The organism is Actinomadura hibisca NBRC 15177, from assembly GCF_001552635.1.
In the GTDB taxonomy this organism is placed as follows: Bacteria; Actinomycetota; Actinomycetes; order Streptosporangiales; family Streptosporangiaceae; genus Spirillospora; species Spirillospora hibisca.
On record NZ_BCRO01000042.1, the window covers coordinates 53,737 to 69,491 of the forward strand.

Consider the following 15,755-nt stretch of genomic DNA (forward strand, 5'->3'; position numbering starts at 1 on the left):
AAGTGTCCGGATATCATCCGGAGGGTGCTTCCCACCTTGGCCGACGTGCTCCAGCTCGACGCGCTGCGCCGCGGCCAGCCGCGCGTGGTCGCCGGCGGCGACCGGCTCGGCAACCGGGTGCGCTGGGTGCACGTCGCCGAGGTCACCGACATCGCGCACCTGCTGCACGGCGGCGAGCTGGTGCTGACCACCGGCATCGCGCTGCCCGACGAGCCCGCCCGGCTGCGCGCCTACATCGGCGAGCTGGCCGAGGTCGGGGTGAGCGGGCTGATGGTGGAGCTCGGCCGCCGCTACGCCAGCGTGCTGCCGCCCGCGCTGATCGCCGCCGCCGAGGACCACGGCCTGCCGGTGGTGGTGCTGGCGCACGAGCCCGCGTTCGTCGACATCACCGAGTCGGTGCACGCGCGCATCGTGCAGGACCAGTTCGCCGAGCTGCGCGCCTCCGAGCAGCTGCACGAGATCTTCACCCAGCTGTCGGTGGAGGGCGCCTCCACCGACGAGGTGGTGCGGCAGGTCGCCGCGCTCGGCGGCAACCCGGTGGTGCTGGAGAACCTGACCCACCAGGTGCTGGCCGCCGACGCCGACGGCGGCGACCCGGCCGAGCTGCTGTCGGCGTGGGAGACGCGCTCGCGCGCGGTGCGGCCCGACCAGCGCACCGCCTACGACGAGTCGTCGGGCTGGCTGGTCACCACCGTCGGCGCGCGCGGCGAGGACTGGGGCCGGCTGATCATCGTGCTGGGCGCGCCGCCCAGCCCGCGCGAGACCGTGCTGATCGAGCGCGCCGCCACCACCCTCGCGCTCGGCCGGCTGCTGGACCGGCACGCCGAGAGCATGGAGCGCCAGGCGCACGGCACGATCATCGCCCGCATCCTGGAGCACTCCTACTCCGACCCCCAGGAGGCCGCCGCGCGCGCCCGCGCGCTGGGCGTGCCGCTGGCCGGACGCCGCCTGCTGGGCGTGGTGCTGCGGCCGCGCAGCGCCACCGCGCCCGCCTCCCCCGCCGCCGAGCTGTCGGAGCTGGCCGAGGTCGCGGCCGCCGCCTGCAAGGACGCCCGGCTGGCGGCGCTGGTCGGCGTCCTGGACGAGGGCTCCCCGCACGCCCGCGTCGGCGTGCTGGCCTCGCTGCCCGCCCGCGCCGACGCCGAGACCGCGCTGAACGAGGTCGCGACCCGCGTCCGCAAGCAGTCCGGCGGCGACTGCGTGATGGCGACCGGGTCGGTGGTGGAGTCGATCCGCGACGTGCGGCGCTCGTTCCAGGAGGCCGAGCAGGTCGCCGACGTGGCCTGCCGGGGCTCGGGCGGCCGGCTGTTCTACCGGCTGCCCGACCTGCGGGTGCGCGGGCTGCTGCACCTGCTGCGCGACGACGCGCGGCTCCAGACGTTCGTGGAGCGCGAGCTCGGGCCGCTGCTGGAGTACGACGCCCAGCGCGGCAGCGACCTGACCCGCATCCTGGAGCTGTACCTGGACGCCGGGCGCAACAAGGCGGTGGCGGCCCAGCAGGCCCACCTGTCGCGCCCGGCGTTCTACGAGCGGCTGCGCCGTATCGAGCGGGTGCTGGACGCCGACCTGGACGACGTCGAGTCGTGCGTGTCGCTGCACGTGGCGCTGCTGGCGCTCAGCTCGGTGCGCTGGGAACGCTCCTAGCCGTGGCGTCTTTCGGCCCGGACCGCGTCCCACCCGGTTCGCGGTCCGTGCCTCAGGCCGGTTCGCGGTCTGTGCCTCAGCTCAGCTCGCGGACCGCGCGCCAGGCCGCGTCGATCGCGGCGTCTGCGTAGGCGCGGTTCTGCGAGTCGGAGTTGGCGATGGTGACCCGCCCGTACGGCGTGCGGCCCTCCACCGAGGGCAGCGGGCCGTCCGGCCAGAAGTCCGCCCACGGACGCCCGTACTCCAGCGCGTAGCCGTGCCCCCACCGGTTGACGGTGATGCCCTGGATGTCGGTGGCCGGGTCGAAGCCGCCGTCCTTGAGCAGCCGCGCGAGCTGGTCGCGGATGGAGCGCTCGAACTGCGCGTAGGGGCGGTTGAACAGGTCCCGGCGGCCGGGCCCGATGCCGCCGCGCGGGTTGCGGTAGCCCGGCTGCGTCGCCATCCGGATCATGTGCACCAGGACGGGCTGGTCGGGGTCCCTGGAGAACTCGTAGCCGCCCATGCTGACCGGGTAGTCCAGCTCGGCCACCACCCAGTCGCCGCTGGTGAAGCGGGTGTAGTAGATCTTCAGCTTCTCCCAGGCCCGCCAGTTGCGCAGTTGCACCATGGCGTACACGATCGGCAGCTTGGTGCCGTAGAACAGCGCCTGCTTCTGCGGCGAGGGCAGGTCCTGCATCAGGTACGGGACCATCGTGTTGTAGCAGGCCATCACCACCCCGCCGGCGGTGCACTGGTAGACCTTGCCGTCCTTGAAGAAGTTGACGTCCACGGTCTTGGAGTTGATGTCGCCGCCGGTGTGCTGCACGCGCACGCACGGGGCGTTCAGCCGCAGCCGCACGTCGTTGCCCGCCACGTCCAGCTTGGAGTAGTCGATCTTCGCGAGCGGCTCCTCCTCCATGGTGCGCGGCGCGCCGGTGCCCGGGATGAGCTGCCCGACCAGCAGCTTGCAGATGCCGTTGTTGCCGTCGGGGAAGTGGTAGATGTACGGGTCGTCCTCGTTCCACTGGATCTGGACCGTCGGGCCGCAGTACCGGTAAGGCTTGGAACGATCCAACTTCAACCCGTCGAAACCGGGGTACTCCAGCGCCCAGGAGTCGATGGCGCCGAACGCGTCGATCCCGAAGCCCCACTCGTCACTGGTGTAGGTCTGGAGGTAGTTCAGCACCTCCTCGGGCATCTTCGCGTAGTCGCGCAGGTACTCGCGGTAGGTGAGCCCGACCAGCCGCTCCTTCTTCTGGGCGTCGGACAGGCCGGGCATGTAGTCCTTGGGCTTGTCCTGGAGCTCCAGGTAGGCGGCCTTGGCTGCCTCCGACATCGGCGCGTTCCGCATCGACGCGGCGGTCTGGGCGTCGCCCTCCATGACCACGAGCTGGTCGCGGGAGAACAGGTCGCGGGTGAAGAACTCCGAGTCGTTGAGCTTCCACCGCTTGTTGAAGTCCTGGTCGTAGAACTTCTCGAACTTCTTCATCTCGATGCCGAGGTCGGCCACCAGCTTCTTGGCGACCGGGCTCCACACCGACGGGCCCTCCATCGACTGCGAGCCGCCGTACCCGATGATCAGCTTGCCGTCGGGGTGGAACTCGTTGCGGCGGGCGTGGCCGCCGAAGTCGTCGTGGTTGTCCAGGATGAGGATCCTGGCGCCCGGGTGCTGCTGCCGGTAGAAGTAGGCGGCGCTGAGGCCGCTGATCCCCGCGCCCACCACGACCAGGTCGTAGTGCTCGCCGCTGGAGCGCACGTCGCGGTCGCCCGACCAGAAGATGCCGTCGCGCAGCTCGTGCGGGATGCGCAGCGCCGGGTTGGTGGAACCGCGCAGCGCCGTCATCGCGGGCGGGTAGGCGGGGTCGCCCTTGCCCGCGTAGTTCCAGCCGTCCGGCGGCTCGACGACCTTGTCGTGGATGCCGCCCCACTCGCCCGCGGCGCAGCCCGACAGCAGGCCGCCCGCCGCGGCCACCCCGGCGGTCACCGCCACGCCGTCGAGGAAGTCCCGACGGCTGATCTTCCTATCCATTCCGAGTTCCTTGTCGGAATAGACAGGCTTGTACGAATTGTCTTCCGACATTGATCCCCCGATCACAAGCCCCTCGGAAGATCTTCCACGAGGCGACGGATCGGAAACAAGGACCGCCTTTCACACGCGGTTCGTTCGTCGTGACAATGCGGAGTACTGGAGCGTTCCGGGCCTCTGCCGCGTTGGACCGATCATGAGGATCGAGGTGCCGGCCGCCCTGGCCGAAGTGCAGGAGCGCGCCAACGGAGAGGCGGGCCGGGCGTGGCTCGCGCGGCTGCCGGAGCTGGCGGCCGAGACGCTGGACGCGTGGGGGCTGCGCCGCGACGGGGCGATCCGGCACGGCATGGCGGCGCTGGTGCTGCCGGTGCGGGACGCCGACGGCGTCCCCGCCGTGCTCAAGCTGCGCCTGGCCAACGAGGAGACCGAGGGCGAGCCCGTCGCGCTGCGCGCCTGGGACGGCGACGGGGCGGTCCGGCTGCTGCGCGAGGACCCCGAGCGCGGCGCGCTGCTGCTCGAACGCCTCGACGACCACCGCTCGCTGGCCGACGTGCCCGACGACGCCGAGGCGCTGCGCCTGCTGACCGGCATCCTGGCGCGGCTGGTGACGCTGCCCGCGCCGCCGGGGATACGGCGGCTCACCGACATCGCCCACGGCATGCTCGACCAGGCCCCCGACCTGCTGCCCGCCCTGCCCGGCGACCAGCGGCGCGTGGCCGACGCGTGCGTGGGCGCCGTCAAGGAACTGGCCGACGAGGGCGGGGACCGGCTGCTGCACTGGGACCTGCACTACGAGAACGTGCTGGCCGCCGCCCGCGAGCCGTGGCTGGCCATCGACCCCGAGCCGCTGGCGGGCGACCCCGGCTTCGACCTGATGCCCGCGCTGGACAACCGGTGGGAGGACATCGTCGCGACCGGCGACGCGGGACGGGCCGTGTTGCGGCGCTTCGACCACATGACCGAGGTCCTGGGCCTGGACCGGCGGCGCGCGGCGGGCTGGACGCTGGGCCGCGCGTTGCAGAACACCCTGTGGGACCTGGAGGACGGCGAACCCGGCATGAACGAGGTGCAGCGCACCATCGCCGAGGCCGTGCTTCTCCGCACGTGAACCGGCAGGCCGGAGCCGTCTTCATCACACCGTCGAAAACGTGCAGTACATCCGGCCTGATCGGGCAGACCTCCCACGTGGACAATCAGGGACAGGAACAGCGGCGCACCTTCGGCGTCGAGGAGGAACTGCTGCTGGTGGACCCGGACTCGGGGATGCCGCAGGCGGTGTCGGGGGCGGTCATCCGCTACGCCCGCGAGCACGACGCGGCGATGCCGTTCGCCGACGGCGACAAGCAGTTCGAGACCGAGCTGCAGCGCGAGCAGCTGGAGACCGGCACCCGGCCGTGCGTCTCGGCGGACGAGCTGGCCGGGCAGATCCGCGAGTCCCGCATGGCGGCCGCGCAGGCGGCGGCCGGGGTGGGCGCGGCGGTGGCGGCGCTGGCGACCTCGCCGGTGGCGGTGCACCCGTCGCTGACGCCTTCGCGCCGCTACCGGCTGATGGCCGCCGCCTACGGGCCGACCGCCGACGAGCAGTTGTCGTGCGGCTGCCACGTGCACGTCAACGTGGACTCGCCGGACGAGGGCGTGGCGGTGCTGGACCGCATCCGGCCCTGGCTGCCGCCGCTGCTGGCGCTCAGCGCCAACTCGCCGTTCTGGCAGGGCCACGACACCGGCTACGACAGCTGGCGGCAGCAGGTGTGGGGGCGCTGGCCGTCGACCGGCCCGACCGAGCTGTTCGGCTCGGCCAAGGCCTACCGGGCCACCATCGACGCGCTGCTGGAGACCGGCGCGCTGCTGGACGAGGGCATGGTCTACTTCGACGCGCGGCTGTCGCGGCACTACCCCACCGTGGAGGTCCGCGTCGCCGACGTGTGCCTGAACGCCGACGACACCGTGCTGATGGCCGTGCTGATCCGGGCGCTGGTGGGCACCGCCGCCCGCGAGTGGCGCGCCGGCGACCCGCCCGACGCGGTCCGCACCGACCTGCTGCGGCTGGCGATGTGGCGGGCCAGCCGGTCGGGCGTTCGCGAGGACCTGGTGGACCCGGTGACCCGCCAGCCCGCCCCGGCCCGCGCGGTGGTGCAGGTGCTGATGGAGCACCTGGCCCCGGAGCTGGAGCGCAGCGGGGACCTGGAGACCGCGAACCGGCTGCTGGAGGGCCTGCTGGAGCGCGGCAACGGCGCGATGCGGCAGCGCGCGGTGTACGAGCGCACCGGCGACGTGCGGGAGGTGGTCGCCGACGCGGTGCGCGCGACCAGCCCCGAAAGCGGGGCGTGAGGCCGGGTCAGGAGCGGCCTCCGCTGAGAAAACGCAGCCGACCGGAGCAGGGGCGAAGCCGGGCAGGGGGCGGGGCCGGTGGCGAAGCCGGGGCAGGGGGCCGGGGCCGAGGTAGGGGCGACCGCAGCGCAGCAGGCCGAGGCCGGTAGCCGAAACCGGGTTAAGAGCGGCCGCGTCCCAGCAGGCGCAATAGGCCGGGGTCGGTGGCGAACAGCCGGTTCAGCTCCTCGGCCCCGACCCGCTCGGCCAGGATCTGCAACGCGATGTCCTGCCGGACGTACTCGGCGGCCATCAGCGCCACCGCCGGGTCGGCGGTGTAGATGCCCCACGCCGAGCCGTCCGCGCCGAACCCGCCGACCACCGCCTCGCGCCGGTCGCCGACCACCACGACCAGCCGGTACCCCAGGTCCTGGAGCACCGCCTCGGGCGCGGAGTAGCGGTGCTCGTAGACGTCGCCGATCCGCTCGCCGCCCAGCGGATCGGCGGACTTGCCGAACGACATCACCGACACCTCGACGCCCCGCCCGGCCGCCGCCCGCACCTGCTCCTCCAGCCGCGCCAGCTCCTGCGGCCAGATCGACAGGAACAGGTCGCGGCGCGCCCCGGCCACCACGTCCTCGGCGCGGGCCAGCATCGCCGCGCCGTCCTTGAGGTTGTGGATCAGGTGGCCCTCGGGCGCGGCGACCACCGCCGGGAGCGCGGTCTGGAGCGCCGCCACCGAGCCGTCGAACTCGCGGCGCATGCGGTCCAGCAACGACTGGGGCGGCAGCGGCAGGTAGTCGGTGGCCGCGTCCGAGCCGCGCAGCTCGTAGGCCGCGCCGCGCGCCACCAGCTTGCCGAGCGTCTCGTACACGGTGCTGCGCGGGACGCCCGACCGTTTGGCGACCTCGTACCCGTTGACCGGCCTGCCCGCCGCGACCAGCGCCACGTACGCCTTGGCCTCGTAGCCCGACATGCCCAGGCGCTGGAGGTGGTCGAGGACGTCCTGCGTGCTCATCGCCGCCATGCTACGCCGCGCTGGACCGGTTAGCGTGGCCTGCCATGGGCGATCGGGCGAACTACGCCGTCCTGCGGGACGGCGCCTTGGGCTTGTACGAGGCGCACTGGGGCGCGAGCCGCCTCACCGTCGAACTGCTGCCGGGTCCGGACGCGGCCACCGCGCTGTTCACCGGCCGCGCCCCGGCCGACCGCTGGCTGGACGACGTCGCCGGGCAGGGCGGGGCGCTCGTCGACCACGACCGGCGGCGGCTGCTCTACCACGCGGTGGACGCCGGCGGTTACGCCGGGCGGGCCGCCGTCCGCGAGGTCCTGCGCCGCACCTGGCCGGGCTGGCGGATCGACTGGGCGTGGGACGGGCAGGGCGACCTCGCCGACGCCGCCGGGCAGGACCGCGCGGCGATCCGCTCCGACGCGCCGCCGCTGGAGTTGTGGCCCTCCTACGACCAGGAACACTGGATCAACTGCCTGGTGACGGTGACCGACGGCGGCAAGACGCGCGCCTACGCCATCGACACCGACTTCGCGGACGTGCTGGGCCGAGGCGTCGGCCTGATCGACGAGCTGGCGGACTGGCCGACGGTCGAGCACTGCGCGTCGCTGCCGGAGTCGGGCGTGCACTTCGACGTGGCCGAGCGGGCGGCGGGCTTCTGGACCGTCCAGCCGTTGTGCGGGCGGCACGAGCAGATGGCCGCCCGCCGGCCCGACTGGACATGGTCGATGTGGAACGACCGCTACACCGAGCAGCTCGCCCGCACCGACCACGCCGTCACCTGCCCCGAGCCCGACATGGCGAGGGCGTACGCGACGCTGCGCGAACGCGCCGCGCGCCTCACCCGCGCCGAGCACCGCGTCCTGGAGGCCATCGACGAGCTGGCCGCGAACGCCTCGTGACGGTGTCCGGGCGCGGGGCCGGTCAGTGCCCGCTTGCGGCCGGGCCACCCGGCGCGTAGACAGGTCGTTGACGTTGGCGTCAACGACCAGGCGAGGGCGGATGAGCGGCATTCTGGTGGCCAATCGCGGCGAGATCGCGGTGCGGATCGTGCGGGCGGCGGCCGCGCTGGGCGAGCGGGCCGTGGCCGTCCACGCGCGCGACGACGCCGGGTCGCTGCACGTCGCGCGCGCCGACGCCGCGCGCGGGCTGCCGGGTGAGGGAGCCGCCGCCTACCTGGACGGCGCGGCGATCGTGGCCGCCGCGCTGGCGGAGGGCTGCGACGCAGTGCATCCCGGATACGGGTTCCTCAGCGAGAACTCCGGGTTCGCGCGGCGGTGCGCCGAGGCGGGCCTGACGTTCATCGGACCCCGGCCCGAGGTGCTGGAGCTGTTCGGCGACAAGGCGCGGGCTCGCGCGCACGCGCGGGAGAACGGCGTCCCGGTCCTGCCGGGCACGACCGGCGCGACGAGCCTGGCGGAGGTGCAGGCATTTGCCGCCGAGCACGGTCCCGTCATGGTCAAAGCGCTGTCCGGGGGCGGCGGGCGCGGGATGCGCGCGGTGCACGACCCCGCCGGGATCGCGGAGGCGTACGAGCGGTGCCGGTCGGAGGCGCGGCAGGCGTTCGGCGACGGCGACCTGTACGTGGAGGCGCTGGCCGAGCGCGCCCGGCACGTCGAGGTGCAGATCGCCGGGGACGGCTCCGGCGTCCGGCACCTGTGGGACCGCGATTGCAGCGTCCAGCGCCGCCACCAGAAGCTGATCGAGGTCGCGCCGGTGCAGGGGCTGGACGAGGAGTTGCGCGGGCACGTCCTGGACGCGGCGGTGCGGCTCGCCGAGGCCGTTCGTTACGAGGGGCTCGGCACGTTCGAGTTCCTCGTCTCGGGCCCGGAGTTCTGGTTCATCGAGGCCAACCCCCGGCTCCAGGTCGAGCACACCGTCACCGAGGAGATCACCGGCGTCGATCTGGTGCGCGCCCAGATCCGTCTGGCGCGCGGCGCGTCCCTGGCCGACGTCGGGCTCGGCCGCGTCCCCGAGGTGCGGGGCTGCGCCGTGCAGGCGCGCGTCAACGCCGAGACGCTGGAGCCGGACGGAACACCGCGCGCCAGGGCCGGGACGCTGACGGCGTTCACCCCGCCGTCCGGGCCGGGCGTCCGCGTCGACACCTACGGCTACACCGGCTACCGCACGAGCCTGCGCTATGACTCACTGCTCGCCAAGGTGATCGCCTGGGGCCCGGACTTCGCCGCCGCCCGCGACCGCGCCTGCGACGCGCTCGGCGAGTTCCAGATCGACGGCGTGCCCGCCAACCTCGCGCTGCTCCAGAGCGTGCTGCGCCATCCCGCGTCGTCCGCCGGGGTCTGGGACACCGGTTTCGTGGCTGCCCACCTGGAAGAACTGCTGTCGGCCGAGTCCCGCCGCGTGCACTTCGAGCCGACCGGCGCTGCCGAGGACGCCGCCACGACCGAGATCGCCCCCGAGGGCACCGTCCCGGTCGTCGCGCCCATGCAGGGCGTGGTGGTCGGCGTCGAGGTGGCCGAGGGCGATCAGGTGCGGGCGGGCACGCCGCTGCTGGCGCTGGAGGCCATGAAGATGGAGCACGTCGTGCGCGCCGCCGGGGACGGCGTCGTGCGGCGGATCGCGGCGGCCAAGGGCGACCTGGTGGACGAGGGCGCGCCGCTGGTGTTCGTCGAGCCCGGCGAGCCCTCCGGCGACGCGGCCCGCGAGGCCGACGCCGGGACCGGCGACGGCTGGGGCCCCGAGGTCGCCGAGATCGCGCGGCGGCACGAGCTGGCCCAACGGATGGGCGGCCCGGAGAAGATCGCACGGCAGCACGGCACGGGACGGCTGACCGTCCGCGAACGCGTCGCCGCCCTGGCCGACCCCGGCTCCTTCCAGGAGATCGGCGCACTGACCGGTTTTGCCGACTACGACGACCAGGGCCGCCTCACCTCGCTGCTGCCCGCCAACTTCGTCGCCGGGACCGCCCGGATCGGCGGCCGCAAGGTCGTGCTCGGGGCCGACGACTTCACCGTCCGGGGCGGCTCGGGCGACGCCGCGATCCACGCCAAGCAGGTCTACGCCGAGCAGTACGCGCGCGAGATGCGCCTGCCGGTGGTGCGGCTGCTGGACGGCGCGAGCGGCGGCGGCAGCGTCAAGATGGCGATGGAGGCGGGCTACTCCTACGTCCCGGTCAACCCCGGCTGGGACGCGGTCGTGGACAACCTGTCGCTGGTGCCGGTCGTGGCGGCCTGCCTCGGGCCCACGGTCGGGCTGGGCGCGGCGCGGCTGGTGATGTCGCACCTGGCGGTCATGGTGGAGGGGATCGGCCAGCTGTTCACCGCCGGGCCGCCGGTCGTGCGCGGCGGCACCGGCGAGGACCTCACCAAGGAGGAGCTGGGCGGCGCGGCGGTGCACCGGGGCAACGGGACCGTCGAGCGGTTCGTGCGCACCGAGCAGGAGGCGTTCGACCTGATCCGCCGTTTCCTGTCCTACCTGCCTGGCAGCGTCTTCGAGACGCCGCCCGTCATCGCCGCAAACGACGACCCCGGCCGCCGCGAGGAGGCCCTGCTCGCCGCGATCCCCCGCAATCCCCGTGCCCCCTACCGGATCGAACCGGTGCTGGAGGCGGTCTTCGACGCGGGCTCGGTGTTCCGGTACGCCGAGTACGGTGGCGCGACCGTCACCGCCCTGGCGCGGCTGGACGGCCACCCGGTCGGGGTGATCGCCGCCGATCCGTTCCGGGGCGCCACGATGTCGGCCGAGGGCGCGCAGGCGATCACCCGGCTGGTGGACCTGTGCGAGACCTTCCACCTGCCGGTCGTCAGCCTCACCGACCAGGCGGGCATGACCATCGGGTCGGCCGCCGAGCGCCGCGCGACGATCCGGCACGGGGCCCGCGCGATCACCGCCGTCTACCAGGCGCGCGTCCCGCAGGCCGAGCTGATCCTGCGGCGCGTCTACGGCGTCGGCGGCGCGGGCATCGTCAACCGGCACCGGCACGGCCGCAGCTGGGCGTGGCCGTCGGGCGACTGGGGCTCGCTGCCGATGCAGGGCGGCGTGGAGGCGGCCTTCCGCGCGCAGCTACAGAACTCCGCCGACCCGGAAGGCGAGATCGAGCTGCTGCGGCAGCGGCTCGCGGCCGTCGCCTCGCCGTTCCGCACCGCCGAGCGGTTCGGCGTGCAGGACCTCATCGACCCGCGCGACAGCCGCCCGCTGCTGTGCGACTGGGTGCACGACGCCTACCGGCTGCTACCCGAGCAGACCGGCCGCCCCGCGTTCGGTGCCCGCCCCTGACACCGGCGACCCCCTAGGCTGATCCGATGGCACAGGCGAAGGCCCCCTGGGCGGCGCGCACCTCCCGGGCGGGCAAGGACAGCCGGACCCGGTCGCTGCTGCTGGAGAGCGCGGCGCGGGTCTTCGCCCGCCTGGGCTACGCGCGCACGACCGTCGCCGACATCGCCGAGGAGGCGCGGGTCTCGCGGGCGACCTGCTACGTGTACTACGCCTCCAAGGCCGACGTGTTCCAGGCGGTGGCGCGGCGGGTGCGCGACGAGTTCCTGGCCGCGCACGAGCTGCCCGGCGTGGACGCCGACGACGCCCACGAGCTGGCGCGCGCCTCCACCGCTGCGTTCCTGACCGCCTACACCGCCCACCTGGACCTGATGACGGTGATCGAGCACCAGTCCATCGCCGACCCGCAGATCGCGCTGATCTGGCAGGAGATCCAGGAGCGGCCGATGCGCCGCACCGCCCGCTACATCGACCGCCTGGCGGCGCGCGGCGAGGCCCGGCCCGCCGTGCCCGCGCTCGCCATCGCCCAGGCCACCTACGGGATGTTCGCCCAGTTCGCGCGGATCGTCGCCGACGAGCCGGGGCGGCACGCCGAGGCCGTGGAGCACCTCACCGCGATGTACCTGCGCCTCCTCGGCCTGCCCGAGGCCCCGCACGGCGCCGGGTAGGGACGCCGTCCCGCGAAAGGCCGCCCGACCTGGCCCGGAACAGCCCGTCCGGGGAGATAGCCTTCCGAGCGTGAATCTCGGACTGAGCGGCCGTCGCGCCGCGGTGGCGGCCGCCAGCAGCGGCCTGGGCTTCGCGGCCGCGCGGGCGCTGGTCGCCGAAGGCGTCGAGGTCGCGATCTGCGGACGCGACCGGGACCGGCTCACGGTGGCCGCCCGCCAGCTGGGGCCGGACGTGCGCCCCGTCATCGCCGACGTCGGCACCCCCGAGGGGGCCACCGCCTTCGTGCGGGAGGCGCAGGACGCGCTCGGCGGGGTCGACATCCTGGTGACCAACGCCGGCGGCCCGCCGCCCGGCGGCTTCGCCTCCACCCCGCTGGACGCCTACGGCGCCGCGCTCGACCTCAACCTGATGTCCACCGTCGCCATGTGCAAGGCCGCCGTGCCCGCCATGCAGGAGCGCGGCTGGGGCCGGGTCGTGGCCATCACCTCGATCACGGTGCGGCAGCCGATCCCCACGCTGATCCTGTCCAACACGGCGCGGGCCGGGGCCACCGGCTTCCTGAAGACGCTGGCCCTGGAGGTCGCCAAGGACGGCGTCACCGTCAACTCGCTGCTGCCCGGATTCCACGCCACCGAGCGGCTGCGCTCGCTGCGCGGCGGCGACTGGGACAAGGTGGCCGCCGAGATCCCGGCGGGCCGCGTCGGCGACCCCGGCGACTTCGGCGCGTTCGTGGCCTTCCTGGCGTCGGAGCAGGCGGGCTACGTCACCGGCAGCGCCATCCCGGTGGACGGCGGGGAGTACTCCGGGCTGTTGTGAGGGCACCCGCCCGCCGTTTGTGACCACTGTCACAAACGGCGTTCACCAGCGCACTCGTAAGCGGACACTGACTTGTCCGTCAGGCGCTTGGTCACCGCGGGCGCGGGCTCGCCTACGATGCGCGCATGGCCACCTCCCCCGCCGAGTGGACGCCGCCCTCGGAGCACCTGATCCGCGCCGCCGACCTGGCGCTCGAACCCTGGCGCGCCTGGACCTCCCCGGTGTTCCACGGGCTGGAGAACCTGCCCGCCCGGGGCCCGGCCCTGCTGGTGGGCAACCACACCGTCTACGGCGTGGTGGACGCGCCGCTGGTCTTCTTCGAGATCCACCGGCGGCGCGGGGTGTGGGTGCGCTCGCTGGCCGACCACGTGCACTGGCAGATCCCCGGCTGGCGCACGGTCATGGACCTGGGCGGGTCGGTGGACGGCACCCGCGACAACTGCCGCGCGCTGCTGCGGGCCGGGCAGATGGTCGTGGTGTTCCCCGGCGGGGCGCGCGAGGCCACCCGCCACCGCGACGACCGCTACCGGCTCCAGTGGGACGGGCGGCTCGGCTTCGCGCGGCTGGCGGTCGAGGCGGGCTGCCCGATCGTGCCGTTCGGCTCGGTGGGCGCGGAGGAGATGTTCACACCCGTCCTGGACCCCGACAGCCCGCTGCTCGCGCCCGCGCGCGCCCTGGGCCGCGCCGTGCTGGGCGAGCGCGGCCGGCGCGACGACGTGATGGTGCCGATCTCGCGCGGCATCGGCCTGTCGCCGATCCCGCGCCCCCAACGCCTCTACTACGGCTTCGGCAGGCCCATCGACACCACGCCCTGGCAGGGCAGGGCCGACGACGACCTGGCGGTCACCGAGGTGCGCGACCTGGCGCGCAAGGCCGTCCAGGAGATCGTCGACGGCCTGCGCGCCGAGCAGGCGGCAGACCCCGCCCGCACCCCACTCGGCCGTCTGCGTTCCTTGAAGTCCCGGCCCAGAGGGGCTCGCTGGCGCTCGCCCCTCTGACCGCGCCTTGGCGAGTGTCACATCGCTTCGCGATCCGTCCCGCCGGGGCTCGCCTCCGGCATCGCCCCGCCGGGACGGTTAGTCACTCGCGTGACGGCTGGGGTCTTCGAAGCGGGCTCGGGAAGGCGGGCACGGGCCTTTGACGACCCGCGACCCGTCACTCAGGCCGCGTGGGCGGGGGTGCGGCGTTGGAAGGGCAGGTAGCGGTCGGCCCGGCGGGGGCGGGCGGGCATGCCGGTGGACTCGACCGCCAGCATCCGGTCGAAGCGGAAGGCGCGCACGCCCCGCCGCATCCGGCACCAGCCCACCAGGTACCAGTGCTCGCGGTGGACCAGGCAGGTGACCGGCTCCACCTCGCGGATGGTGACGTTGGCGCCGGCGTCGCCGTAGCACAGCCGCACGACCCGGTGCTCGGTGATGGCGGCGGCCACCACCCGCGCCCGGTCGGCGGTGGCGGCGTCCAGCGGGAGGGTGAGGGTCGCCAGGGTGGCGGTGACCACCGCGTCGGCGGACCCGGTGGCGTCGGCGTCGGATTCGAGGAGGGTGCGCAGCGCCCGGCGCGCGGTGGCCGCCTGCGGCCCCGCGCCGAGGTGCGCCAGGGAGAGCGCCAGGGCGGCGATCTCGGCGGCGGAGAGCGCGGTGTCGTGGTGCGCTCGGTCGTGCTCTGCAACGTTCGCCATGGTTCGATAATACGTTCGAGCACTGACATTTTGCAGAGGTCACGCCCCACTTGAGCGCAGCGGCGCGCATGGGGAACACTGATCCTCCGAAAGCGTGTCGTATAGGGGAATACGGGGGCCGAGATGGCACGAGCGCGGGGTGGTCGTTGAGCGACGCCGGATCCGGACGTCCGCCGATGGGCCGCGACGAGGCGGACCGGACACTCGCCCATCTCCTGAACGAGCGCGAGCGCATCAGCGCCGCCCTGCTCGAACTGGAGGCCCACCAGGGCCACCAGTTGCTGGACGGCGCCGCCCTCACGGGCCGGACCGCCGAGCGGCAGCGGGAGGTCCAGGCGCGCACCACCGCACTGTGGGAGCTGTTCAATCTGTACGAGGCCGTGCTCGGCCGCGCCCGCGAGCTGCGCGCCCGCCACTCGCGTCCGGGCCAGGCCCAGCTCGCCGAGCTGACGATGTTGCTGGCGGGCCCCTCGGTCGAACTGCCCGCCGAGGAGGTGCCGCTGGAGCGGCGCACGCTGCTGTCGCCGCCGACCGGCGAGCGCCTCACCCTCGCCGCCGCCGTGCAGCGGATGACGCCGCTGTACGAGGAGGCCGCCCGGCTGGTCGCCGCCGTCGACACGGTCTGGTCGGCGCTGCTGGAACGGTTCGAGGACGTGGACCGCGAGCGCCGCGCGGCCGTCGCGCTCGCCGAGCGGCTCGGCGCGTCCGATCCCGCCCTCGACCGGCTCTCGGCGGAGCTGGACGCGCTCGGCACGACCGTCCGCACCGATCCCCTGGCCCTCAGCCGCAACGACCGCGCCGACACCACGCGCCTGGACGCCGCCGCCCACGAGCTGGCTGGGCTACGGCGCGCCCTGGAGGAGGCCGCGCGCGTCCAGGGCGGGTACGCCGAGCGCCTCGACCGGCTGCGCGCCGCGATCGGCGAGGTCCGAGCGGCCGAGCAGGAGGCGCTGCGCGCCCGCGACGAGGTGCTCGTCAAGATCGCCTCGTCCACCCTGCCGGACCTCCCCGACCGGGCGCGCGCCCTGGAGGACCGGCTGGCGGCCGTCGCGCCGCTCGCCGGGCAGCGCCGCTGGGCCGACCTCGCCGCCCGCGCCACCGACCTGGAGGCCGCCGCCGCGACCGCGCTGGAGCAGGCGCGCGCCGCGACCGGCCTCATCACCGGCCTGCTGGACCGCCGCGAGGAACTGCGCGGGCGGCTGGAGGCCTACCGGATGAAGGCCGCGCGCCTCGGCCACGCCGAGGACGCCGAACTCGGCCGCATCTACCAGGCGGCGCGCGACCTGCTCTGGACCTCGCCCTGTGACCTGCGCAAGGCGACCGTGACCCTGTCCGGCTACCAGCAGGCCATCTCCTCGCGTGCGAAAGGGCCGAACGGATGATCCACTGCACCG

At 74.1% G+C, this 15,755-nt stretch carries 12 protein-coding genes; 9 read left to right on the plus strand and 3 right to left on the minus strand.

Going from position 1 to position 15,755, the window contains the following annotated elements; translation table 11 throughout:
* The first annotated feature begins 24 nt into the window (after positions 1-24).
* Positions 25-1,644 (plus strand): PucR family transcriptional regulator, encoded by a 1,620-nt coding sequence (locus AH6_RS20625; protein ID WP_067482279.1) that lies wholly within the window; start codon positions 25-27, stop codon positions 1,642-1,644.
* A gap of 76 nt (positions 1,645-1,720) precedes the next feature.
* Here the strand turns inward: AH6_RS20625 and AH6_RS20630 are convergent, their stop codons facing one another.
* Positions 1,721-3,652, minus strand: coding sequence for a flavin monoamine oxidase family protein (locus AH6_RS20630; RefSeq protein WP_067482281.1), 1,932 nt, complete (start codon positions 3,650-3,652; stop codon positions 1,721-1,723).
* A gap of 193 nt (positions 3,653-3,845) precedes the next feature.
* Here AH6_RS20630 and AH6_RS20635 point away from each other — a divergent pair, with 193 nt between their 5' ends.
* Together AH6_RS20635 and AH6_RS20640 are read left to right on the plus strand one after the other, a co-directional pair.
* Positions 3,846-4,757, plus strand: a complete 912-nt coding sequence (locus AH6_RS20635) for an aminoglycoside phosphotransferase family protein (protein WP_067482283.1) — start codon at positions 3,846-3,848, stop codon at positions 4,755-4,757.
* A 77-nt stretch (positions 4,758-4,834) separates the two neighbouring features.
* Positions 4,835-5,977 carry a carboxylate-amine ligase gene (locus tag AH6_RS20640; protein WP_083983259.1) on the plus strand — a complete coding sequence of 381 codons (1,143 nt, stop codon included), beginning with the start codon at positions 4,835-4,837 and terminating at the stop codon, positions 5,975-5,977.
* A 160-nt stretch (positions 5,978-6,137) separates the two neighbouring features.
* Here the strand turns inward: AH6_RS20640 and AH6_RS20645 are convergent, their stop codons facing one another.
* The gene (locus tag AH6_RS20645; protein ID WP_067482412.1) at positions 6,138-6,974 is read right to left on the minus strand and encodes a TrmB family transcriptional regulator; all 837 of its coding nucleotides are present in this window, start codon (positions 6,972-6,974) and stop codon (positions 6,138-6,140) included.
* Positions 6,975-7,018: 44 nt separating this feature from the next.
* Here AH6_RS20645 and AH6_RS20650 point away from each other — a divergent pair, with 44 nt between their 5' ends.
* The 5 genes from AH6_RS20650 (at position 7,019) to AH6_RS20670 (ending at position 13,681) form a co-directional block, all read left to right on the plus strand.
* Positions 7,019-7,867 (plus strand): hypothetical protein, encoded by an 849-nt coding sequence (locus AH6_RS20650; protein WP_067482285.1) that lies wholly within the window; start codon positions 7,019-7,021, stop codon positions 7,865-7,867.
* A 100-nt stretch (positions 7,868-7,967) separates the two neighbouring features.
* Positions 7,968-11,201 (plus strand): acetyl-CoA carboxylase family protein, encoded by a 3,234-nt coding sequence (locus tag AH6_RS20655; RefSeq protein WP_067482286.1) that lies wholly within the window; start codon positions 7,968-7,970, stop codon positions 11,199-11,201.
* A 26-nt stretch (positions 11,202-11,227) separates the two neighbouring features.
* Positions 11,228-11,866 carry a TetR/AcrR family transcriptional regulator gene (locus AH6_RS20660; protein WP_067482288.1) on the plus strand — a complete coding sequence of 213 codons (639 nt, stop codon included), beginning with the start codon at positions 11,228-11,230 and terminating at the stop codon, positions 11,864-11,866.
* Between the two features lie 70 nt (positions 11,867-11,936).
* Entirely contained in the window at positions 11,937-12,683 is a 747-nt protein-coding gene (locus AH6_RS20665) for an SDR family oxidoreductase (RefSeq protein WP_067482290.1), read from the plus strand.
* 125 nt (positions 12,684-12,808) lie between these two features.
* A complete protein-coding gene (locus AH6_RS20670) occupies positions 12,809-13,681 on the plus strand; it encodes a lysophospholipid acyltransferase family protein (RefSeq protein WP_067482292.1) in 873 nt (290 codons plus the stop codon).
* 161 nt (positions 13,682-13,842) lie between these two features.
* Here AH6_RS20670 and AH6_RS20675 read toward each other — a convergent pair whose 3' ends face one another.
* A complete protein-coding gene (locus AH6_RS20675; protein ID WP_067482294.1) occupies positions 13,843-14,361 on the minus strand; it encodes a helix-turn-helix transcriptional regulator in 519 nt (172 codons plus the stop codon).
* A 146-nt stretch (positions 14,362-14,507) separates the two neighbouring features.
* Between AH6_RS20675 and AH6_RS20680 the strand changes: the two genes are divergently transcribed.
* Positions 14,508-15,743 carry a coiled-coil domain-containing protein gene (locus AH6_RS20680; protein ID WP_083983261.1) on the plus strand — a complete coding sequence of 412 codons (1,236 nt, stop codon included), beginning with the start codon at positions 14,508-14,510 and terminating at the stop codon, positions 15,741-15,743.
* Positions 15,744-15,755: the final 12 nt, after the last annotated feature.

Bases quoted from the DNA above. Each gene is read 5' to 3' on its own strand.
- AH6_RS20660 (WP_067482288.1), top strand. From the start codon at position 11,228: ATGGCACAGGCGAAGGCCCCCTGGGCGGCGCGCACCTCCCGGGCGGGC.
- AH6_RS20650 (WP_067482285.1), top strand. From the start codon at position 7,019: ATGGGCGATCGGGCGAACTACGCCGTCCTGCGGGACGGCGCCTTGGGC.
- AH6_RS20630 (WP_067482281.1), bottom strand. From the start codon at position 3,652: ATGGATAGGAAGATCAGCCGTCGGGACTTCCTCGACGGCGTGGCGGTG.
- AH6_RS20635 (WP_067482283.1), top strand. From the start codon at position 3,846: ATGAGGATCGAGGTGCCGGCCGCCCTGGCCGAAGTGCAGGAGCGCGCC.
- AH6_RS20655 (WP_067482286.1), top strand. From the start codon at position 7,968: ATGAGCGGCATTCTGGTGGCCAATCGCGGCGAGATCGCGGTGCGGATC.
- AH6_RS20675 (WP_067482294.1), bottom strand. From the start codon at position 14,361: ATGGCGAACGTTGCAGAGCACGACCGAGCGCACCACGACACCGCGCTC.
- AH6_RS20645 (WP_067482412.1), bottom strand. From the start codon at position 6,974: ATGAGCACGCAGGACGTCCTCGACCACCTCCAGCGCCTGGGCATGTCG.
- AH6_RS20670 (WP_067482292.1), top strand. From the start codon at position 12,809: ATGGCCACCTCCCCCGCCGAGTGGACGCCGCCCTCGGAGCACCTGATC.